A 21,577-nucleotide genomic window follows, 5' to 3' on the forward strand; every position below is an offset into this window, starting at 1 on the left:
AGCAGGGAGCGTTTTGCAGTGGCGATCGCAGTCGAGAAACTACTTACAGCAGAGATACAGAAACCAGCTCGTTATTTGGGAAACGAGCTAGGAGCCGTCCACAAACCTTGGGAAGCGGCGGCAGTACGGTGGGTTCTGACCTACCCAGAAATCTATGAAGTGGGTGCATCGAATCTTGGGCATATTATTCTCTACAACATATTGAATGCTCAATTGGGGCAGCTGTGCGATCGCGCATATCTACCAGCCCCAGATTTAGCGGCGAAACTCCGAGAAACACAGACGCCCCTATTTGCCGTGGAATCGCGGCGAAGTCTTACAGATTTTGACATTTTGGGCTTTAGTCTCAGCTACGAGCTAGGAGCCACCAATATCCTGGAAATGCTTGATTTGGCCGGGATTCCTCTGACGTGGAGAGAGAGGCTCACCAGCACAGACGCAGGAGAAAGTGAAGAACTTCTCTGGAATTATCCCCTGATTTTTGCTGGGGGACAGACCGCAACCTCGAATCCCGAACCCTACGCAGACTTTTTCGATTTCTTGGCGCTGGGAGATGGCGAGGAAGTGCTGCCAGAAATTGGCTGGGTAGTGGAAAAAGCCAAAAAAGCTCAACTCAGTCGAGAGCAACTATTGCTAAATTTGGCACAAGTACCGGGCGTATATGTGCCTCAGTTCTATGACATGGCAGAAGATGGCTCAGTCCATCCTAATCGCGCGGATGTACCCCAGCGGATTTTACGGCGAGTTGCTGCCCCTCTGCCAGCTTATTCCATCGGGCTAGTTCCTTATGTGGAGACAGTCCACGACCGACTGACGATTGAAGTGCGGCGCGGCTGTACTCGCGGTTGTCGCTTCTGTCAGCCAGGGATGCTGACTCGTCCGGCGCGGGATGTGGAACCGCAGGAAGTCGTAGAGGCAATTGAAAAGGGAATGCGGGCGACGGGATATAACGAGTTTTCCCTACTCTCCTTGAGTTGTTCGGATTATCTATCTCTACCGGCGGTGGGGATGGAAATCAAAAATCGCCTCAAAGATGAAAATATTTCTCTCTCTTTACCCAGTCAACGGGTAGACCGATTTGATGAAGATATCGCGAATATTCTGGGCGGGACGCGACAAAGTGGGCTGACTTTCGCGCCGGAAGCTGGAACCCAGCGGATGCGGGACATTATCAACAAGGGGTTGACGAACGCAGAATTGCTGCGAGGGGTGAAAACCGCCTACGAGCAGGGCTGGGAAAAAATTAAGCTGTATTTTATGATTGGTCTGCCTGGAGAGACGGATGTAGATGTGGTCGGCATTGCCGAAACTATCCGTTGGCTACACCAAGAATGTCGGACTGAAGGCAGAAAGCGTCTGCATTTCAACCTGACGATTTCTAACTTTACGCCGAAGCCTCACACGCCTTTCCAGTGGCACTCTGTCTCTACAACTGAGTTTCAACAGAAGCAGAAACTTCTCCGCGACGAGTTTCGCGGGATGAGGGGGGTGAAGGTAAACTTCACCGATGTGCGACTTTCGGCGATGGAAGATTTTATTGGACGGGGCGATAGGCGTCTGGCATCAGTGCTGCGTCGTGCTTGGGAACTGGGTGCGGGGATGGATGCCTGGTTTGATAGTGTGGAGCGGGCTTTTGCGGCTTGGGGAGACGCGATCGCAGAATCTGGCTTAACCTGGAAATACCGCCTTGTTGAAAATGGCGAATGGAACTGGATGGAGAATCGGAATCAACCGCTACCCATTGACGATTCCCAATCCCCAATTCCCAATCCCCAATTCGATGCGCCGTTGCCTTGGGATCATATCGATACGGGAATTGATAAGAACTGGCTAATCGCTGACCTGAAACGGGCTTTAGAAGCTGCGATAGTGCCGGATTGCTCGTTTGAAGGCTGTTCTCACTGTGGCATTTGCGGGTCTGACTTTGGGCACAATATTGTTATCAAGCCGCTGCCGATACCAGAATTTGCCGGACACTTCACGCCGAATACAGATAGGGTGCAGCGGTTGCGGGTTTGGTTGGGTAAGCTGGGCGATATGGCGCTGGTGAGCCATTTAGATTTGGTTCGCCTGTTTGACCGTGCTGTGCGTCGGGCGGCATTGCCAGTTGCTTTTACGGGCGGGTTTCATCCCAGTCCCCGCATTTCTCCAGCCAGTGCGCTGTCATTGGGATCAACCAGTGAAGGTGAAATTGTGGACTTTGAGCTAACCCAGGCGATGGATGTGGCGACATTCCAGGAGAAGTTAGCTGCCCAGTTGCCGTCTGATATCCCGGTTTATCGGGTGGCAGATGTTGATTTGAAGGCTCCTTCCGCGACTCAGTTGTTGGAAAAAGCCGAGTATTTGATTGCGGTGGCAGCGGTTGAGTCTGCGTCACCAGAGGAGTGGGAAAGCTGGGTAGAGGCGATTAAAGCCACTGAGAGCATTTTAATTGAGCAAACGACGAAGTCTGGGAAGAAGAAACAGATAAATCTGCGCGATCGCTTGTTTGAATTGGAGGTTAATGAGCCTCAAAGAAGCGCCAGCGGAGCGAAGGGTAATATCCCATTAGCTTGCCAAGAAAAAGCGGCAGAAGGCGTTGTTCTGCGCTATTTGGGCAGTTGTCAAAATGATGGAACTGTACTAAGACCAGAGCATATCGTCTTGATGTTGGAGCAAGTGACGGGGCGGGAGTTTCAGCTGTTGCACGCTCACCGACGTCAGCTGCTTCTGAAGGATTGATTGCCAAATTGGGATTCCTGCCATTGGCGACATTCCCCTACCGCTATCGGAACAACCTGAGTTTATGTTGTTCTTGGAACGTCTGGCAAAACGATGGTTGCTGGCGGACACACCAGCCAAAGAAGTAGCGTGCCAGTCAATCTCGGTTACGCCATCTGTCTGTATCGATACCTGAGTTTACGATGAAGGTTGGCTGATTTGCCTGGATGGAACCAGCGGGAAAGTCTGGCAGGCAAATCAAGCCGGTCAGCTTCGGATGGCTGGAATTGTTGAATTTTAGCGATAGTTGCGATCCAGAGTATCCAAATTCTGGTTCTCTGGCTAAGTTTGGGAACGAAGAACAAACCTTCAACTTTTGATTAAGTCCAATGATGATTAAGCCCAGTGAGTGTGCGATCGCTCTTGCACCACTCTTTGATAAACTGCTTCAGTTTGTTTCGCTATCTTCGACCAGCTGAACCGACGCTCTAAATCTTCATAAGCGTTGTCAACTAGCCACTTGGCGTAACCTGGATTTTTTAGCACTTCTAAAATGCCCCAGGCGAGAGAATCCCAGTTGTTCGTCTGGGTAACAACCCCAGTCTTCGTGTGTTGCACGACTTCCGGTAAACCCCCCGTGTCTGATACCACAACGGGCACGCGGGCGGCAAAGCTTTCTAGGGCAACAATGCCAAAAGGTTCGTAGAGGCTGGGAAATACGGCGCAGTCAGCAACGGTTTGGAATTTATCTAGGTCAGCATCTGACATAAAGCCGGTGAAATAGCAGTCGTCCCAAATGCCTAAATTCCAAGCTTGCTGCTTCAATGGGTCAGTATTGCCGCCGCCAATAATCACAAATTTGACATTGCCCCCCATTTCCCAAAGGACTTTCGGGGCAGCATTCAACAACACGGAAACGCCCTTTTCGTGGGACATTCGACCCACATAGTAAACAATTTTCTCCCGATCGTCGGCAAACTGACGACGGAAGTTCAACGCATCAAACTCGTGCCACCGTGGTTTCTTTTCCGGTCGGATGCCGTTGTAAATCACATCCATTTTGTCCCAAGGAGTTTCTAGCGCTCGTTCTCCTTCTTGGCGCATATAGTTGGTACAAACAATAATCCGCCAAGAGTTATAGGCGAGAAGTTTTTCTTTGCCGCTAATGTAGCGGTGGTCGTCGTTGTAGATGCCGTTGTAACGACCAAATTCTGTGGCGTGAATCGTAGTAATCAGCGGCACTTTAAAATTGTGCTTGAGAGCGATCGCAGCATCTCCCACCAGCCAATCGTGGGCATGGATCAAATCAAACGGGCCATCTTCCATCATCAGCTTCCCGCCGTGAATCCCCATGCTCTGGTTCAAATTCACGACCCAGTGAAAGAAGTCATAACCGTAGCCCACTGGCACCCGATGCACGTGGACGCCATCTACCACCTCGTACAGCGGCGCGTGACCAAACTCCACTGTTAGCAAGTGGACTTCATGCCCTAGTTTTATCAGTTCTGGATATAACTCCCCTACATGGCGGGCAATTCCTCCGACAATGCGCGGCGGAAATTCCCAAGTCAGCACTAGAATCTTCATTTCCCCCAATCCCCTCAATTCAGTTACAAATCGCTACAGATCGACATAGTTCTAAAAATTATAGTCTCCTAGTTGGGACAATGAGGATGTGATAGATTTAAATAATCTTTTAACCCTGAGCAAACATAAACACTCAATCTATTTCTATTGTTGCTTTTATTTGAGGGATAAACAGTTAATACAATAAGAAGTAAGAAAAGAATAAATTATGAAATGTGAAGCCTAGAATTTATTCCTTTTCTGGCTCTATACCTCAATCGCTTTCAGCCTAACGCTAGCTCTTGATGTACAGCGAATAGAAATTTCAATAACAAAGTTTGTCCCTAAATAAACTCTAAAAGACACTTCAATTGCCTATCCGGTTTTTCCACAATAATCCTCAGATTAATTAAGCACCCCAGAACGATGCTCTTACCCATTGGTTTAATAGTGAAAAAGAAGGCATTATTTGCCATCTATATTGCCATTTGGGAACATCTCTGACTTCCGTGGGAATGCGGATGTTGCCGGGTTGATATGGAATTGCTCGGTACGTGCGATCGCATAGTCTGCCGCTAGATGGGACAAAAGACGAATTTAAGTTAGAGAAATCTGTTGGCGAAATGCCTGCCAAGCCGCGATCGCTTGCTCGTTCGAGACAACTCCTTTTTGCATTAAGATAACGCCATCTTTGAAGTCAATGATGCCATACTCCCCACTACCAGATAGCCGATCGATCGCGGGAACACTCTGTTGCAATAATCCCCGTTCTTCGTTGAAAGCAGCTTGATACTGCTGTGCTTGCCACAAATCAGCAATAATGTAATCTACATTGACCACTTCACCAGCATCATTGCGGAGTTGCAAAGAAGGAAAGCGGATGATTTCGCGGCGACCCGAAAGATGGGGTACAAGATAGGTGGTAGTCGCTACACTAGCGTCAGGCGGAATCTGAGCCAATAAAGGGCGAACTTGGCTGACGTGTTCCCACTGCCGCGTCACGGGAATATAAACCAAAGGCTGAATCGACTCTGGGATCAGGAAGTAAAAAGTCCGATTAGGGTTTGAAGTGAACGTAAAAAATATTGAAAGGCAGAGACAGACGATCCAAAAACGCCGAAACGACGGCGAAACCGATTTGGGATAATTATCTGCAACCTCAGCCTCATCCCTCTCAGTTTCATCCCTCTCTGATGTCTGAGCTTTTCGCCCCCCTTTAAAATCTCTTATCCAAATTCTAAAGTCGCTTTGCCCTGCCCACCAGAGAATCGCCCCGTAAAATAGCCCCGGCACGATTGTCATCGCATAGCGAATATTAATGGCGAGAACCGACTGTCCCTTCCCTAATAAAAGTTTCAAGAGGGGAAATCCCGCTACCATCCAAGAAGCAGGAGAAATTGCTGGCACAAAAGCCAAGGGCAACCATTGACCTAATAAATACTTAATCGTGCCAAAGAAGGGTGAAAACAGCTCGACGATAAGCCGCCAAGGGTTACTTACCATTCCCCAGATAATTTCCAGGGTAGAAGCTTCTTCGCCATCCGCATATTGCCCAAACCGCTCCATCATAAACCGCTGAGAAATATCCTCGGAGAACAGCGGCATGATCAGATTGGTGAGGACAATCATGTAAGCAAAACTGAGAGTACAGACCGCAAGACCCGCCTTGGGATAGCGTTTGCTCAGGATCATGTAAAACCCGATACTAAACAGACTCACACCCGAATCTTCCCGAACCGCCAGAATCAAAACCGCCAGCACCCAAAATAGCCACCACCAGCGCTTTTCCATTGCCAGGAGCAATCCAAAGGTAAAGAGGGGAATTTGGCAAATATCGTGGAAATTAGCTAAGGTAGGGCCAAGAACGGCGTTAGCGCCGTAAAAGCTGATAGTTATTAGGGCAGAAATCCCCGGTTCCAGATGCTGTCGAGCAAGGACGTATAGAACCAAACCGGCAGCGGTTACGAGCGTAACTTGCAAAACAGTGAGCGTTGCGGGTGACGGAAATAGGGCATACAAGGGTAGCCACAGCAAAAGGGCTGGGGTGAAGTGTTGCCCTAAGCGGTGATAAAAAACTTCTGGGACTTCGCCATTGTGAACGACGTTGGTAGAAAGCTGCGAGGAAAGAGAACTCTGAAAGAAGCGACCGTGAATGCCGTTCCAGAAGACTTGGTTAAAGATGCCTTGATCGTAGGAGGAATAAAAGGTGAAGTGCCGATGCAGGGTGAAAAAGAGAGCAAACAAAAAAAATGCGATCGCTGCACCCATCACCATCCGTAACGCTGGCTGCTTGTGTAATTTCAACAACATCACTCACAATCGTTTATAAATGTTAAATAGATATTAAATTGAAAGCGGATCTTCGCTTCTCGTCCACTCTCAGTCAATACCCCTAAGAATTAAAGTGTCATCGGTTGGTTCCCAGTGCTGAAACCAGATTACATAAAGGCAGCTCTTGAAAAACCTACCCATTCTGAAGCGTCGCTACAGCTACTGCTGTTTGTCGATGAGCGTCCGAGTTCGCGTAAACAGATCCAGCAAATCCAAACGTATCTGGAGAGCTTAAAGACCGAGGTTCCTTTTGAACTTCAGATGGTCGAGGTCGGAGAGCAGCCGTATTTAGCCGAACACTTTAAACTGGTGGCAACCCCAGCTTTGATCAAGATTCATCCGGAACCCCGACAGACGCTAGCTGGGAGTAATTTGATCGCTCAATTGAAGAATTGTTGGCCTCGCTGGCAGCTGTGTGCCGAAGAATATCAGGAGACTTTAGCACAGGACCGGGAGACAGATTCACCGACCACCGCAGAAACCTCAGCGATTCGGTCTGTTGCTCATTCCGCAGAACTGATTCAACTGTCTGACGAAATTTTTCGCCTCAAGAAAGAAAAAGAAGAACTGCTAGAGCAGCTACAGTTCAAAGACCGGGTACTCGCTATGTTAGCTCACGACCTGCGGAGTCCCCTCACAGCCGCCTCTCTAGCAATGGAAACCTTGGAATTAAGCTTAAATTCAAACAATAGCAACAGACACGCCAAGCTAACACCAGCACTGACCGAGCAGTTAAGCAAGCAGGCTCGTACCCAAATCCGCGTGATGGATCGGATGATCGCAGATATTCTGCAAGCCGCCAGGGGTACGAGTGCCCAATTGCATATTCAACCGCATAAGTTGGACTTGGGGGCGCTTTGTCATGAGGTCATTAATTCACTGAAAGCTCGGTGTCAGGGGAAATCTCAATCTTTGGAAACCGATATTCCCCAGGATTTGCCCTATGTCTATGCGGATGAAGAACGGGTGCGCCAAGTGATAGTCAACCTTCTGGATAACGCGATTAAGTACACGCCGGAAGGTGGCAAGATTCAAGTTGCAATGCTGCACCGCACGACTCAGAAAATTCAGGTGAGCGTTGGCGACACGGGTTTTGGTATCCCTGCGGAGAATCAAGAGCGCATCTTTGAAGATCGCTATCGCCTAGAGCGAGACCAAGAAAGAGACGGGTATGGGATTGGTCTTGGCTTATGCCAGCGGATTATTCGGGCGCATTATGGGCAGATTTGGGTAGACTCAAATCTCGATAAGGGCAGTATTTTTCACTTCACGTTACCAGTTTACAGATAATTAAAAATTAACTCTTTAGCTTAATTTGACGTTCAACTGCAAAACTAATCGCAATGAACAAAACGGTTAAACCCTGGATGGCGTAAACGACGGTGACTGGGACGTTGGCGCTGCGTTGCATGACGTTTGCGCCGCTGCGGAGGATACCGAAAAATAGGGAAGTGAGGACGATACCAGCGAGATTACCACGACTGAGGAGAGCGATCGCGATCGCATCAAATCCATACCCCGGTGAAAAACGGTCGAATAGTCGATATTTCAGCCCCATGACTTCACCCGCACCCGCTAATCCTGCGAATCCTCCAGCAAATGCCATTACAGCGATGATAGTGCGTTCTACCGACATCCCGGCGTAACGGGCGGCTGTGGGATTTTGTCCGACAGCTTCGATTTGGTATCCTAAAGGCGATCGCGTCAGTACCACCCACAATATTCCTGTAGCGAGTAATCCGATAAAAATCCCCGCATGAGCTTGAGTTTGCGGCAAAATAATCGGTAATCGGGCGGATTCTGCGATTAAAGGAGAAAAGGCACTCGGCGCACCTGGTGCCTTCAAAGGATTATTCACCAGATATCCGACAAAGTTCAGCGCCACATAATTGAGTAGCAGCGTGGTAATCACCTCATTTACACCGCGCACTGCTTTCAGATAACCGGGAATGAATCCCCAAATTGCCCCCAATAAAAATCCCCCCAGCAGCGCCAGCGATACGTGAATGAGTGCGGGTAATCCTTGCAGAGATAGTCCCACCAAGGCGCTACCGAGTCCTCCCATGTAAATTTGCCCTTCAGCGCCAATATTGAACAAACCCGCCTTCAAAGGCAGCAGCACCCCCAAACTCGCTAATAGCAAGGGTGCGGTTTTGGCGATCGTATTGGCAAAGCCGTAGTAATCTGCGAGGGATTCTTTAAATAGAATGCCGTAGGCGGTAATGGGGTTCGCCTTTGCCAGCAAGATAAGAACAGCACCGACAATGAGGGCGGATGCGATCGCGATAAGCGGCGATAAAATTGGCAGCAGTACAGGTTGAAGTCGATTTGTTGTCATATCTGTGGGACTTAGCCAAGACTCCCACAGACTGAAGTCTGGGGCTATACAAACTAAGCCTACCTACGCAGGCTGAGAATAATTTTTGTATTTTAGATCGTGCAGGCGGTCTTTATTTGTGTAGCTACGATTTCAGCCGTCAGGCAACAGTTGAACTTAGCAGCGATCACTACCAGCGGCGATAAAAGTGGCATCAAAACAGGTTTAATCTGATTATTTTCCGTTGTTCCAAGTTATTATTAATAATTTCAATGTCACTATAGTTATTTTATCTACTATGTAAAATAGAGCAACATAGCATTTCTTTTATTAGAAGCATCTTTGTAATAATGGGTAATTTTAATATAGTAGTCTGTTAACCAATAAAGCATTTCTTTGTCTGTCCAGTCTATATAATGAGCTAGATTAGGCATCCTAGATGCTCTTTTATACCTTTCCCCGAAACCTTTTTTTGTAACTTCCTGTAAAGCCTCTGCCACCTGCTTAACTTCATTAGATGTCAAGTAGCGCACTGCCCCATAACCTGTCTCATATTCCATTTCCGTTCCACCAAAAACAGCATTTACTAGGGGTAGATTATCCCCATCTGTGTTCCTGTTTAGCAGAAATTGTGGCTCAAACTCTTGCGAACCTCCTGTGAGTAAAAAATCTATTACCTCTCCGTATTTGTGAAAATCCAATTCTGGAGCCGCGCCTTCGATGAGAATATCTACTTTTATCTTCTTAAATTCTTCTGGGTTTTGCTGCTCAAATATTTGTAGCTGTTTCACCTCAGTAGGATTAGATTGAATGTATTGCAAGTAATCTAAGCCGGACATCCATTTAGCATTAAGCAATAACCATACAAAAGCTGGATTTTCTTTTAGCGTCTTTAATATAGAGGGAGAAATCTGCTTAAGTCTACCGTATATTCCCATATCAAGCACTTCCTTTAAAATTAAAGCTAATAAAATTGATAAAGCATTGTTCTTTTAAAAGCTACTATAAGGGCAACAGTGGAATTCTAAACTCTTGCCAGAAAGATGAGTCAGGCAGGTATTTTGCATCAAAAAAGAATTGTGCAAAGTCAGGATATTTTTTTAGCTTTTCCAGCAGGTATGGAGATACTTGTTTAAATTCTGCTTCTATTTCCATAGTTGGGTATCCTACTAAAAACGCAGTATATTACAAAAATACTATAAACTGAGAGAATCGCTACCAGCGAGGATAAAATTGGCTTGGCAGCAAAACGGGTTGAATCCTATTAATTTTCGTCATTGCGGGTTATTGCTTAATTTTAAATTACTACCTATTAATAACATTAACCAATAGAGATTAAAATTGCATTCCCTTTTCCATCAGCATTTTTGTAGTAATCTATCAATTCGTTAAACAGCTCAGTATATTCAAGCCAATTCTCATATTCTCTTTCCCCAAAATTAACTCTAGCTTTTTGACATATTTTTCTTAGTCTTTCCCTATCATCCTCTTGTGCAACTCTCGATAATTCTTCGGCTACCTCCTTGACTTCATCAGCAGTAAAGTATCTTATATACCTTTCATATTTTAGGTAATTCTCACTCGTGACAGCATTCACTCGAAGTAAGTCATTTTCATCCTTGCTATAACTATTTGGAAAAATTAAATCTTCTTCTCCACAAGTAGCTGTAAGATAAAATTGGATTGTTTGCCAATTCTCTCCAAGATATAAACGCCTATTTTTACCCTCAGCCAAAAGACGAGGAACATCGGTTTTAAGTTTGTCAAATTCCTGGTGGTAAAAAACCGACTTAAATTCTTGCCAATTATTAGGATCGGATATGGTTATTGCCTCAATAAACACATCATAAGCATAAGGATTTTCTTTTAGCTTCTCTAACACTTTAGAAGATACTTGAGAAAGAACTATCTCTGTTGACATAAATTTCAACTAAGATATTAATGAATTGACATTATTACATCGCTTGATGCCAACACTGGTATCTAAAACGCATCGGAGAGAAGTAGTCATCTGTCGCGGTCTTCTCGATTTAAAGTGGTACTATCGGCTAAGCCAAAGTCAGCAGGATTCACGCGGCGGCGGCGACGACTCTCTGCGAGAATTTCTTTTACAGACTGGTTGGGTGTATTGTTTTGGGATGGCTTTGTCTCGGTTGGCAAGGCGCTTATTAACAGAGTAATAACTTGTGCATCAATTGAGCGATTATGAGATGCAGCGGGTTGTTGCAGCTTTTCATACAAATCATCGGGTACATTTTGCAGGTGCAGAGTTGCCATAAATTAACCTCTAAATAGTTTTTTCTCAATCGTACATAACAGCGATCGCGATCGCTACCCTTCAACACCCACCGAGATACCACCAGTCATTAAATAACCAACTTGTTCCACCGTGGCTGTGGCAGCATCTAAGATATCCACGAATTGTCCTTCATACATGACGGCAATGCGATCGCTCATTGCCATAATCTCTTCTAATTCGGTAGAAATATACAAAATTGCCGCACCTCGTTCTCGTTCAGCTAATAACCGTTGCTGCACGTATTCAGTCGCACCGACATCTAAACCGCGTGTCGGTTGCATTGCCACAATTAAAGCTGGGTTGCCAGAAAGTTCTCGTGCTAACACCACTTTTTGTTGATTGCCGCCGGACAATTGGCTAACTTTAATCGATGGATTTTCAGCGCGAATATCAAAATTTTCCATTGCCTCAGCCGCATGATGATTAATTACCTCATACTGGAGGAACCAACGGCGGCAAAATGGCAGAAAGTTAAAAACTTTGAGAATGAGATTTCTGGCAATACTAAATCCCATTATCAAACCCATTTTCTGCCTATCCTCTGGAATATAAGCTGTAATTCTTTCTTCTCCTCTTTCCCTTGTGTTCTTGGCGTCTAAAGCGCTAACGCGCATGGCTTCCCTAATGCGGTTCATTATTCTACCCGAAGTAATAGCACGCAAACCCGCGATCGCATCTGCTAACTCTCGCTGTCCATTGCCATCAACCCCCGCAACTCCCAGTATTTCGCCTGCGTGGAGTTGAAAGGATATATCTTTCACAACTGGCAAATTCCGCTCATCCTGAACCTGCAACTTTTGTACTTCTAGCAGTACTTCACCAGAAGAATGAGCAGATTTATTTAGATGAAATAAGACTTCTCTCCCTACCATCAATCGTGCTAATTCTTGAGTATTCGTATCTGCGGTTTTAGTTGTCGTCACTACCGCACCCCGCCGCAACACGGTGACAGTATCGCAGAGATTCATCACCTCTTCTAGCTTGTGACTGATAAAAATAATCGTGTGTCCATCTTTAGCAAGTTGACGCAAAATACCAGCTAATATTTTTACTTCTGGCGGTGTCAGCACCGCTGTCGGTTCGTCCAGTATCAGCAACTTGGCGTTGCGGTAAAGTGCCTTGAGAATCTCTACCCGTTGCTGAACTCCTACAGGTAAATCTCCAACTTTTGCGAATGGATTTAATTCTAAACCATAAGACTGAGCAAGTTGCGCGATCGCCTGCGATTTCTCTTTTATATCTAGCCGCAAATCGAAGCTGGTTCCAAGAATAATATTTTCGGTTACTGACAGTTGTGGCACCAACATAAAGTGCTGGTGAATCATACCAATTCCATGCGCGATCGCGTCACTTGCTGAAGCAATTCGCACTGGATTATCTTGCAAGTAGATTTGACCGGAATCTGGCTGATAAAGTCCGCAAAGGATATTCATTAAAGTAGTTTTACCGGCTCCATTTTCGCCTAGCAGAGCATGAATAGAGCCGCAACTAACGCCCAGGTTTATGTTGTTATTAGCGGTAAAGGTGCCAAAGCGTTTGGTAATGCCTTCAAGACGTAAATAGGTCATTTTTAATATTTTTTGGTAATTGGCTTAGCCAATATACCGCCGGGGAATTGATTCCCCGACGGGTGATAAGCGAAGAGATATCAACTGAATTAAGCTTGCTTCACACACCGAGTCTCCTTTCCCCCCTCCTTACACGCCTCAAATGTAACTTTCTTAGCTAATATTGCATCCTTTGTATTAAGTGCTTTTTCCTCTACATTTTTTGGCACCATTGCCCCAAATTTACCAAGATAGAGAATCTCAGGATTTTCCAAACCAATTGTATAAATCTCACCTTTCAGATTGCCTTTCACAGCAAGATCGGCTAAGTATGCGATCGCTAAGTCAATTCGCTTCACCGCACTGGTTAATACCGCCTTTGGTGCAACATCCAGCTGATCTGTGGTATTGCCGAAAGCAAAAACTCCCTTCTCAGCGGCGGTTTGCAGCACCGCAGGAGAAGCATTATCCAGCCACTGATAAATCACATCAACGCCTGAAGAAATCAACGCTTGCGTCGCTTCCTTCGCCTTAGCCGCATCATTCCAATCGCCTGTGTAACTGGCAGCGATTTTAATATCTGGTTTAACAGACTTCGCGCCTAACTCTAATCCCCGCAATTCTTCATCAGTTGCTTGAAAAGATTGAGCCGCTAGATAAGCCATTTTATTTGATTTTGTCATCAAGGCACCTATGATGCCGCACAGATAACTGGTTTGCAAATGATCGATTCGCAAAGACGCCATGTTATCGCCTTTCACCGTACCATTGACACCGACAAAGAACGTCTTCGGAAATTGCGCTGCTACCTGCTCAATTGCTGCATCAAATTGTCCCCCGTGGGCATACACTAAGTTGTAGCCACGACGCGCAAAGTCTGACAAAGCTTCTGCCTGATCCGCTTGTTCCACCTTCTCAACGTGAGCAATTTCAACTCCCAGCTTTTCTTTAGCAGTTGTCACGCCTTCATAGCCAGCCTGGTTCCAAGCTTTATCTGTGATAATCCCTGGCAAAACGATAGCAACTTTGAAATCCTTACCCGTTTTAGCAGAAGTATCCCCACTAGCTGCTGTTTCTGTCGGGGTAGGACTGCTATTGCAAGCCTTCAGTAATAGACTGGTACCCAAGGTAGCTGAACCATACAGGAGAAATTTGCGCCGACTATATTCCATCATGCGATCGCCCTCAGATAGATAGTCTTAATTTTGCGCGATTCCGGGATGCGATCGCTATGCTAACGCCAGTCTATTTTTCCAACTGTTGGCTGAAAACAAAGTAACATCAAACTGAATAAACTGAAGAAGCGACAAAATTTGTCAGCAAATTCTAATCGTTAGTCTGTATAGGGTGAGATGGAATACATCAAAAAGAACAAAGAACTGTTGCGAGTGATTCTGTGTGTGTGTATCATCGGCGTCGGCATAGCGCACTTTGCCATCCCAGCACCATTTGTTAAACTCGTGCCGTCGCAACTTCCTTACCCTCTGGAACTGGTATATATCAGCGGCTTTTTTGAAATCCTGGGTGGGATTGGATTATTAGTCCCTCCCGTAAGTCATGCGGCTGCTTGGGGACTGCTTACTCTTTTTATCTTTGTTTTCCCTGCCAATATCAATATGGCAGTGAATAGTATCGACCTCAATCCTATTCCAAACTCACCTTGGTTCCAAGCAATAAGACTTCCCTTCCAAGCAGTCTTAATTGCTTGGGCTTGGTGGTATACAAGACCAAGTGATGGGGAGAAGCAAGCTTCAATTATTCCATACAAACCCAAAACTGAGTAAGCAAAATACCTGGCAATTGAAATCGCGGCTACACAAACAAAGCTACACAAACAAAGCCTGCCTCCGCAGGCTAAATTAAGTCTGCGTAGGCGGAATTGGTTTGTATAGCCCCAAACTTCCAGTTTGTGGGTAATTTGCTTTCCTAGGTTTTTTCGGATGAAAATGACCATTAAAATGATGAAAATACAAACAAGTTTGATATGAATACATCAAAAACAGTGCAACAATTACACGCCGAATTGATAACACCAGAAAATTTTCGGCGTTATGGTCAAGTAATCTCTGCAAGTGTTGACGGCAAACTTTATGATTCCGAAGAAGCGCAGTTAAACCTGCAAAATGGAATTCCCCGATTTTACATTATGCGGCTGCACCACAAAGGTCGCAAGTTTCACAAAATCACGCGCCATATCCAATGCACTCAATGTCTAGGTTCGCTGGAAGGGAAAGACTGGCTAATTGCGGTTGCGCCTCCAAATCATAATACTGACCAACCGACATTAGAAGATATTAAAGCTTTCCACATTCCAGGCAATTGCTTTATCAAGTTAGAAGTTGGAACTTGGCACGCTGGACCATATTTTGATGAGGAATTTGTAGATTTTTACAATCTTGAACTCAGCGATACAAATTTAGTCGATCATTTCACCCATAACTTTCAGGAAAGTCATCAGCTAGAGTTTGAGATTGTCACTAATTAGGGAATTTGTGCCTTTTATCCTTCATCTAATGAACTAATACAACGCGCTATTTATTCCCCACGTTTCGCAATCCAACCACCGACGAGTAAGGCACTATAAAAGCGTTCCACCATCCCAAAACCAGCCTCTTCAAGCAGCGCAACGATCCGCTCTTCCGGCACTAAGTGGATATTTTTGGGAATATTTTCGAGTCTCTGCTGTACCTGTTCTGGAGGAATACCTTTTTTGAGAACGTAATTCTTCAGGATTTCAAGCTTTCGTTCAACTTGACCCGAATTCGACTCCCCGTAGGAATCGACTAGCAGAAAAGTAGCACCTGGCTTGAGCCGTTGAGCGATACTGCGAAGCATTGCCAGCTTGGTTCCGTCATCGGGAAAAAAATGCATGACTAGAATCAACGTGGCGGCGTCATACAAAATATCTTCAGGTAAGTCAGACACAATGCCTTGATGCAGGCTGACGCGGTCCTGGAGTCCGGCTTTCTGGATGCGATCGCTAGCAATATTCATCATCTCCGGAGACGGATCTACTCCCAGCAGCCGCCATGAAGAATTTGCCTTACCCAGAATCTCAAGTTCTTTACCCGAACCCGAACCAGAAATTAACAGTGAGGACTCTTCCGGGAGGCGCACTTGAAGCACCGCCTGCAACAAATCGTGTATCAGCTCATATCCAGGCACCCAGAAAAGAATTTCTTTATCATAATTTCCGGCGCGTTCTCCCTCGAAAATAAATACATGCTGATTTGTCATGTCTGCAAATTTATAAAAAACTGATAATTGCTAATTTCGGGTCATTGATAGCTGTTACTAGGAAGTAAATGGTAGATGCACTTTTCCTATCCCCAATTTTACTCCCATTCCCTATTATCATTTAGCCCCCAACTTCTCCAATCAATTTTTTTAGATAAGCGGCTGCTTCTTTGGGTGTTAGCATGACTACCTCATTTTTGCGAAGGATTTCGTACTGGTTACTTCGATAGCCGTGACCCAAAATCAGCCCTAAACTAACTGCTCTATTGCCAAGTTCGTTTAACTCGTTGAAGCTCATCGCTTCAACTTCCATATTCAGTTGTTTAATGATTTCCTCATCCATGTCCTTAGGTCTCCGGTTAACATCTTAGATTTTTTACGTACACTCAATTCCAATTCAAGGTGCTGATACTACACATCTGTTCTCCGTTTATTCTCTTGGGTGGTTAGGAGGAGCTTCATGTAGTACATCAAAATGGAAATGGTATAACTAAATCGCCAACACAAGCGATCGCATCTGGGTGAAGCTAGTATTTTGTAGCCTCCTTACTCCCCCACACATCTCAGCTTTCATCCATTCTAGCTTTTGTCTAGTTCTACTTTTTCTTTTTCACATCTTTCTAAAGGAATAGTTTTTACGAGACATTTTAAGCTTCTTTTTAGAAAAATCTAACTTTTTTTAATAAAATCATTATCAATTCTCAGCTAAAAATCATTTGTCAGCCAAATTTGATTGTAAAAATTAGCTTAATCTTTAAGTGTTAGCTTCCATATCTGTGTTAATGAGGTAGGTTATGGAGAATGAACCAATACAAAGCCCCTCCAGTTCAAAGATAAAACGGATTTTTGCTTCTTTTCTAGTTGCTGCTCTTATCGCTGCTCTCATCTTTGCCGCTAGATATTTTAATGTCCAGGAACTGTTGAAGAGCGCTTTGGCGTGGATTGATAGTCTGGGATTTTGGGCACCCGTGACTTTTATTTTAATCTACATCCTAGCCACCGTACTCTTCATCCCTGGCTCCATCCTCACCTTGGGAGCAGGTGTGGTTTTTGGCGTGATTTTAGGGTCAACTTACGTCTTCATCGGAGCTACTTTAGGAGCCGCTGCTGCATTCCTCGTGGGGCGTTATTTGGCTCGTGGGTGGGTTTCCAAGCAAATAGAAAACAATCCCAAATTTGAAGTCATCGACCAAGCTGTTGCCGAGGAAGGATTCAAAATTGTTCTTTTAACTCGGCTTTCACCTATCTTTCCCTTCAACCTTTTAAACTACTCTTTTGGAATCACCCAAGTTTCCCTGAAAGATTATTTTTTAGCCTCTATCGGCATGATTCCAGGAACGATTATGTATGTTTACATCGGTTCTTTAGCGGGTAGTATTGCCACCATTGGAGCAGTACAGCCCAAAAATTCCGAAACTGAAATAGCCCAATGGGTAGTTCGTATAGTTGGATTTATTGCCACTGTTGCTGTGACAATTTATGTTACGCGCATCGCTCGAAAAGCATTAGAAAAAAGCGTTAATCAGGAGGAATTATAATGCCACAGCTAGGAGTTGATCGGGTGACTGTGTCGCCAATGGATGTTTATAACCAAACTTTGGTGGCTCACGTACATCCGCCCAATTGGGTGAATCCCGAACCTGCACCTCGTTACAATTTGGTTGTAATTGGAGCGGGTACTGCGGGACTGGTGACAGCGGCAGGTGCAGCCGGGTTAGGAGCTAAAGTCGCATTAATTGAAAAGCATTTGATGGGTGGAGATTGCCTCAATGTGGGTTGCGTTCCCTCGAAATGCATGATTCGCTCTTCTCGTGTTGTTGCAGATATTCGGGATGCAGAGCGATTTGGTGTTCGCATTCCTGAAGGTACAGAAGTTGATTTTTCTGCCGTAATGGAGCGGCTACGGCGAATTCGTGCCGGGATTAGTCATCACGATTCTGCTGAAAGATTTCAAAAGTTGGGTATCGATGTATTTTTGGGAGATGCTCGGTTTTCTAGTTCTGACACTATCGATGTGGCGGGAAAGAAATTACGTTTTAAAAAAGCAGTTATTGCTACAGGTGCGCGTGCAGCTAATCTCCCGATTGAAGGGTTACAAGAGGCAGGTTATCTCACTTACGAAACCGTATTTTCCCTCACAGAACGACCAAAACGACTAGCAGTAATTGGCGGTGGTCCTATCGGCTGCGAACTGGCTCAGGCGTTCCAGCGGCTTGGTTCAGAAGTGGTGCTGTTACATAAAAATGCCCATATTCTTGACAAAGAGGATACTGATGCAGCCGAAATTGTGCAACAGGCGTTTATTCAGGAGGGGATTAAGTTAATATTGCAGTCCAAAATTAAGCGAGTTGAAACAAGCAGCGCTGGAAAAGTTATTTATTACGAAGCGAATGGAAAAGAAGCTTCAGTAACAGTTGATGAAATCCTAGCCGGAGTTGGGAGAGCGCCTAATGTTGAAGGCTTAAATCTTGAGACGGTAGGCGTACAATATGACACCAAAAAAGGGGTAATTGTCAATGACAAGCTTCAGACAACAAACCCTCGCATTTATGCGGCTGGTGATATCTGTATGGAATGGAGATTCACCCATGCTGCTGATGCCGCTGCCCGGATTGTTATTCAGAATAGTTTATTTTTTGGGCGCAAAAAACTGAGTACGCTGACAATGCCTTGGTGTACCTATACTGCTCCAGAAATTGCCCATGTGGGGATGTACGAGAAAGAGGCGTTGCAAAAAGGAATTGAGGTGGATACTTACTTCATTCCATTGAGTGAAGTGGATCGAGCAGTTGCTGACGGCGAAGAAGAAGGATTTGCCAAAATTCACGTCAAGAAAGGCACCGATAAAATTTTAGGTGCAACGATTGTGGCGAGACACGCAGGTGACATGATTAGCGAAGTCACTTTGGCGATGGTAGGAAATGTTGGCTTGAAAACTCTTGCCACGGTTATTCACCCCTATCCCACGCAAGCCGAAGCGATTCGCAAAGCAGCAGATGCTTATAACCGCACTCGTTTAACGCCGTTTGTGAAGAAGTTATTCTCTAATTGGTTGGCTTGGACGAGATAGCTGTTAATTTCACGTTCAAGTGCAAATTTCCAATATAGGAGTCGATTTAGGTTTCGACGGCAAATGCTTCGGGGTCAACGTCCCAATTTACCCAGCGAATCGCCTCTCTAGCAGAGGTGAGGGTGGGTGGAACGCGCAGAACGTGAAGGTGGTTCGTGCTGGGACAGGTCATTTTCAGCAGATGGATGGGTTCGACATCAACGTATGCATCAATTTTGAGCAAGGTATATTCGCGCCAGGTATCGATTGTTTGGGTTGCCAACTCCTGACAAATGCGATCGCAACCAATCTGCTGAATCAACACTCGCCGGACTTCCGCATTGGGTTCTGTCAGCAGCCATTCGGCTTGCCACTGGTTCAGGTGCGTCCAATAGCGGCGAGGAAGCTCAACACCAAAACAATCAACCCTCAGTTCTGGATTGGGATGGTTGGCTAACAGCGATAAATCTTGAATGGAATCGTCACTCAGATTGAGATATGTCAAGGAATGTAGTTGCCCAATTTCTGCTGGCAGGGATGCGAACTGGTTGGAACTCAGATAGAGTTTTGTCAAAGAATGTAGTTGCCCAATTTCTGCTGGCAGGGATGCCAGTTGGTTGAAGCTCAGATTGAGATATGTCAAGGAATGCAGTTGCCCGATCTCTGGTGGCAGGGATGCGAACTGGTTGTCACCCAAATCTAGCTCTCTCAAGGAATGCAGTTGCCCAATTTTTGCTGGTAGGGATGCAAGCTGGTTGCCTTCCAGATAGAGATATGTCAAGGAATGCAATTGCCCAATTTCTGCTGGCAAGGATGCCAGTTGGTTGTACTTCAAATCGAGATATGTCAAAGAATGCAGTTGCCCAATTTTTGCTGGTAGGGATGCAAGCTGGTTTAAGCTCAGATTGAGATATTTCAAGGAATGCAGTTGCCCAATTTCTGCTGGCAAGGATGCAAGCTGGTTTAAGCTCAGATTGAGTTTTGTCAAAGAATGTAGTTGCCCAATCTCTGCTGGCAAGGATGCAAGCTGGTTTAAGCTCAGATTGAGTTTTGTCAAAGAATGTAGTCGCCCAATCTCTGCTGGCAAGGATGCAAGCTGGTTTAAGCTCAGATTGAGTTTTGTCAAAGAATGCAATTGCCCAATTTCTGCTGGTAGAGATGCGAGCTGTTTGCCTCCCAGAGAGAGTTCTGTTTCATCTAAAGAATTTAGAATTAGCTGTCGAACTTCTTCCATCTGCGACATCATTTCATCCTTTACCTAAGCGGCGTTGGATAGGCTCAATTGGGTCGCCTATAACTGAAGCTGGGCGAATACTTCAGCATTTCGTGTCTCTATACACCTATCCCCGGCTCAATTCCAGCTAAGTCTTTACGGCAAACGCTTCAGAAAAATCTAATTGCTACTTGCTGGCGTCTCACCCGCAATTCGCTTCGCTTCTTCCAAGAGATAATCAAAAAACGTGCGAGCAACAACGGAGAGTTGTTTGCCAGCCGGATAAGCGATATACCAATGACGGCTGATGGGAAAGCCCTCCACATCGAGGATAGTGAGTTCGCTGCTGACACCATCCAGCCCTAGGGTGTGGCGAGATAAGACAGAGATGCCTAAGCCACCTGCGATCGCTTGCTTGATCGCTTCATTACTCCCTAACTCCAACCTGACTTTCACTGCAACCTCATGCCGCTCGAATAAATTTTGCACTGATGAGCGCGTCCCCGATCCCGCCTCGCGCATAATAAACGGCTCACCCGTCAGACTAGAGAGAGGGATATTTTTTTGCTGAGCCAGTGGATGATTGATAGGTGCCAACACCACCAACGGGTTTTCTAGAAACGGGTGGCAGCGGATATCCAGATGATCTGGTATTTGGCTCAGAATATACAAATCGTCTAGATTCTCGCTCATACGGCTCAGAATCCGCTCGTGATTCGTCACCTGGAGGGCGATATCAATTCCCGGATAACGCTGGCAAAATGGCCCTAATAAACGCGGGATAAAATACTTCGTGGTTGTAATCACACTCAGCCGCAAATTTCCCTGTTTCAGCCCTTTCATTTCAGCCAGAGTCATCTCAAATTGAGCTAATCGCTCGAAGACTTCCCGGCACGTTACCATCAGTTCGCGTCCGGCGTCTGTAAGATAAAGGCGCTTGCCCACCTGCTCAAACAGCGGTGTCCCAACAGCCTTGGTGAGTTGCTTCACCTGCATAGAGACAGTAGGCTGGGTGAGAAATAGTTCTTCTGCCGCACGGGTAAAGCTCCCGTGGCGAGCAACCACCTCAAAAACCTTCAACTGGTGTAGCGTTGCCTGCTTCAAACGCCCTTCTCCTGCCAGTTATAGATAAAACTCTATTGTACCTATCGCAAATAATACCTTTTATCCATGAAGATTCAAGGTTATGATTGAATCACTGAACAAAGTAACAGTCTTCCTTCCTAAAGGCGTTGTACATTTACTTGATGCTTGGTTTGGGAAGTTATCATTCATTTTCATCCTGTGTTTTGCAGGCTGATTTCCCCCAAACATCAGA

Annotated in this window: 20 protein-coding genes; 7 read left to right on the forward strand and 13 right to left on the reverse strand. The window is 45.6% G+C overall.

What is annotated here, in order from left to right; genetic code table 11:
* Positions 1-18: 18 nt before the first annotated feature.
* Together H6F52_RS19560 and H6F52_RS19565 are read left to right on the forward strand one after the other, a co-directional pair.
* Positions 19-2,721 carry a TIGR03960 family B12-binding radical SAM protein gene (locus H6F52_RS19560; RefSeq protein WP_190536476.1) on the forward strand — a complete coding sequence of 901 codons (2,703 nt, stop codon included), beginning with the start codon at positions 19-21 and terminating at the stop codon, positions 2,719-2,721.
* Between the two features lie 206 nt (positions 2,722-2,927).
* On the forward strand, positions 2,928-3,080 hold the full coding sequence (locus tag H6F52_RS19565; RefSeq protein WP_190436125.1) for a hypothetical protein: 153 nt from the start codon (positions 2,928-2,930) through the stop codon (positions 3,078-3,080).
* A 16-nt stretch (positions 3,081-3,096) separates the two neighbouring features.
* On the opposite strand, the gene H6F52_RS19570 is transcribed toward H6F52_RS19565, so the two are convergent.
* On the reverse strand, positions 3,097-4,287 hold the full coding sequence (locus H6F52_RS19570; RefSeq protein WP_190536477.1) for a glycosyltransferase family 4 protein: 1,191 nt from the start codon (positions 4,285-4,287) through the stop codon (positions 3,097-3,099).
* 576 nt (positions 4,288-4,863) lie between these two features.
* Complete coding sequence (locus H6F52_RS19575; RefSeq protein ID WP_190536478.1) at positions 4,864-6,576, reverse strand: DUF2079 domain-containing protein; 1,713 nt, start codon at positions 6,574-6,576, stop codon at positions 4,864-4,866.
* Between the two features lie 114 nt (positions 6,577-6,690).
* Here H6F52_RS19575 and H6F52_RS19580 point away from each other — a divergent pair, with 114 nt between their 5' ends.
* A complete protein-coding gene (locus H6F52_RS19580) occupies positions 6,691-7,887 on the forward strand; it encodes a histidine kinase (RefSeq protein ID WP_190412155.1) in 1,197 nt (398 codons plus the stop codon).
* A gap of 7 nt (positions 7,888-7,894) precedes the next feature.
* Here the strand turns inward: H6F52_RS19580 and H6F52_RS19585 are convergent, their stop codons facing one another.
* The 7 genes from H6F52_RS19585 to H6F52_RS19615 form a co-directional block, all read right to left on the reverse strand.
* Positions 7,895-8,935: an ABC transporter permease gene (locus tag H6F52_RS19585; RefSeq protein WP_190536479.1), complete on the reverse strand. Its 1,041-nt coding sequence runs from the start codon at positions 8,933-8,935 to the stop codon at positions 7,895-7,897.
* Between the two features lie 275 nt (positions 8,936-9,210).
* Positions 9,211-9,852: a DUF1877 family protein gene (locus tag H6F52_RS19590; protein ID WP_190536480.1), complete on the reverse strand. Its 642-nt coding sequence runs from the start codon at positions 9,850-9,852 to the stop codon at positions 9,211-9,213.
* A 64-nt stretch (positions 9,853-9,916) separates the two neighbouring features.
* On the reverse strand, positions 9,917-10,069 hold the full coding sequence (locus H6F52_RS19595; RefSeq protein ID WP_190536481.1) for a hypothetical protein: 153 nt from the start codon (positions 10,067-10,069) through the stop codon (positions 9,917-9,919).
* 166 nt (positions 10,070-10,235) lie between these two features.
* Positions 10,236-10,835 (reverse strand): DUF1877 family protein, encoded by a 600-nt coding sequence (locus H6F52_RS19600; protein ID WP_190536482.1) that lies wholly within the window; start codon positions 10,833-10,835, stop codon positions 10,236-10,238.
* An 86-nt stretch (positions 10,836-10,921) separates the two neighbouring features.
* A complete protein-coding gene (locus tag H6F52_RS19605) occupies positions 10,922-11,191 on the reverse strand; it encodes a hypothetical protein (RefSeq protein ID WP_190536483.1) in 270 nt (89 codons plus the stop codon).
* A 54-nt stretch (positions 11,192-11,245) separates the two neighbouring features.
* Positions 11,246-12,781: an ABC transporter ATP-binding protein gene (locus H6F52_RS19610; protein WP_190536484.1), complete on the reverse strand. Its 1,536-nt coding sequence runs from the start codon at positions 12,779-12,781 to the stop codon at positions 11,246-11,248.
* Between the two features lie 89 nt (positions 12,782-12,870).
* Positions 12,871-13,935: a BMP family protein gene (locus H6F52_RS19615; protein WP_190536485.1), complete on the reverse strand. Its 1,065-nt coding sequence runs from the start codon at positions 13,933-13,935 to the stop codon at positions 12,871-12,873.
* Positions 13,936-14,121: 186 nt separating this feature from the next.
* On the opposite strand from H6F52_RS19615, the gene H6F52_RS19620 reads away from it, so the two are divergent.
* Positions 14,122-14,544 (forward strand): DoxX family protein, encoded by a 423-nt coding sequence (locus tag H6F52_RS19620; protein ID WP_190412286.1) that lies wholly within the window; start codon positions 14,122-14,124, stop codon positions 14,542-14,544.
* A 200-nt stretch (positions 14,545-14,744) separates the two neighbouring features.
* Positions 14,745-15,245, forward strand: coding sequence for an ureidoglycolate lyase (locus H6F52_RS19625; protein WP_190536486.1), 501 nt, complete (start codon positions 14,745-14,747; stop codon positions 15,243-15,245).
* Positions 15,246-15,295: 50 nt separating this feature from the next.
* Here H6F52_RS19625 and H6F52_RS19630 read toward each other — a convergent pair whose 3' ends face one another.
* Both H6F52_RS19630 and H6F52_RS19635 read right to left on the reverse strand, forming a co-directional pair.
* A complete protein-coding gene (locus H6F52_RS19630; RefSeq protein ID WP_190536487.1) occupies positions 15,296-15,997 on the reverse strand; it encodes a class I SAM-dependent methyltransferase in 702 nt (233 codons plus the stop codon).
* Positions 15,998-16,118: 121 nt separating this feature from the next.
* On the reverse strand, positions 16,119-16,340 hold the full coding sequence (locus H6F52_RS19635; RefSeq protein ID WP_190430834.1) for a hypothetical protein: 222 nt from the start codon (positions 16,338-16,340) through the stop codon (positions 16,119-16,121).
* Positions 16,341-16,791: 451 nt separating this feature from the next.
* Here H6F52_RS19635 and H6F52_RS19640 point away from each other — a divergent pair, with 451 nt between their 5' ends.
* Positions 16,792-17,535 carry a TVP38/TMEM64 family protein gene (locus H6F52_RS19640; RefSeq protein WP_190536488.1) on the forward strand — a complete coding sequence of 248 codons (744 nt, stop codon included), beginning with the start codon at positions 16,792-16,794 and terminating at the stop codon, positions 17,533-17,535.
* Positions 17,535-19,067, forward strand: a complete 1,533-nt coding sequence (locus H6F52_RS19645; protein ID WP_190412147.1) for a mercuric reductase — start codon at positions 17,535-17,537, stop codon at positions 19,065-19,067. The genes H6F52_RS19640 and H6F52_RS19645 overlap by 1 nt, the downstream gene beginning before the upstream one ends.
* A 46-nt stretch (positions 19,068-19,113) precedes the next feature.
* Here H6F52_RS19645 and H6F52_RS19650 read toward each other — a convergent pair whose 3' ends face one another.
* Together H6F52_RS19650 and H6F52_RS19655 are read right to left on the reverse strand one after the other, a co-directional pair.
* Positions 19,114-20,292, reverse strand: coding sequence for a leucine-rich repeat domain-containing protein (locus H6F52_RS19650; RefSeq protein WP_190536489.1), 1,179 nt, complete (start codon positions 20,290-20,292; stop codon positions 19,114-19,116).
* A 147-nt stretch (positions 20,293-20,439) separates the two neighbouring features.
* Positions 20,440-21,363 carry a LysR family transcriptional regulator gene (locus H6F52_RS19655; RefSeq protein ID WP_190412145.1) on the reverse strand — a complete coding sequence of 308 codons (924 nt, stop codon included), beginning with the start codon at positions 21,361-21,363 and terminating at the stop codon, positions 20,440-20,442.
* Positions 21,364-21,577: the final 214 nt, after the last annotated feature.

The organism is Coleofasciculus sp. FACHB-542 (assembly GCF_014695825.1).
Classification (GTDB): domain Bacteria; phylum Cyanobacteriota; class Cyanobacteriia; order Cyanobacteriales; family FACHB-T130; genus FACHB-T130.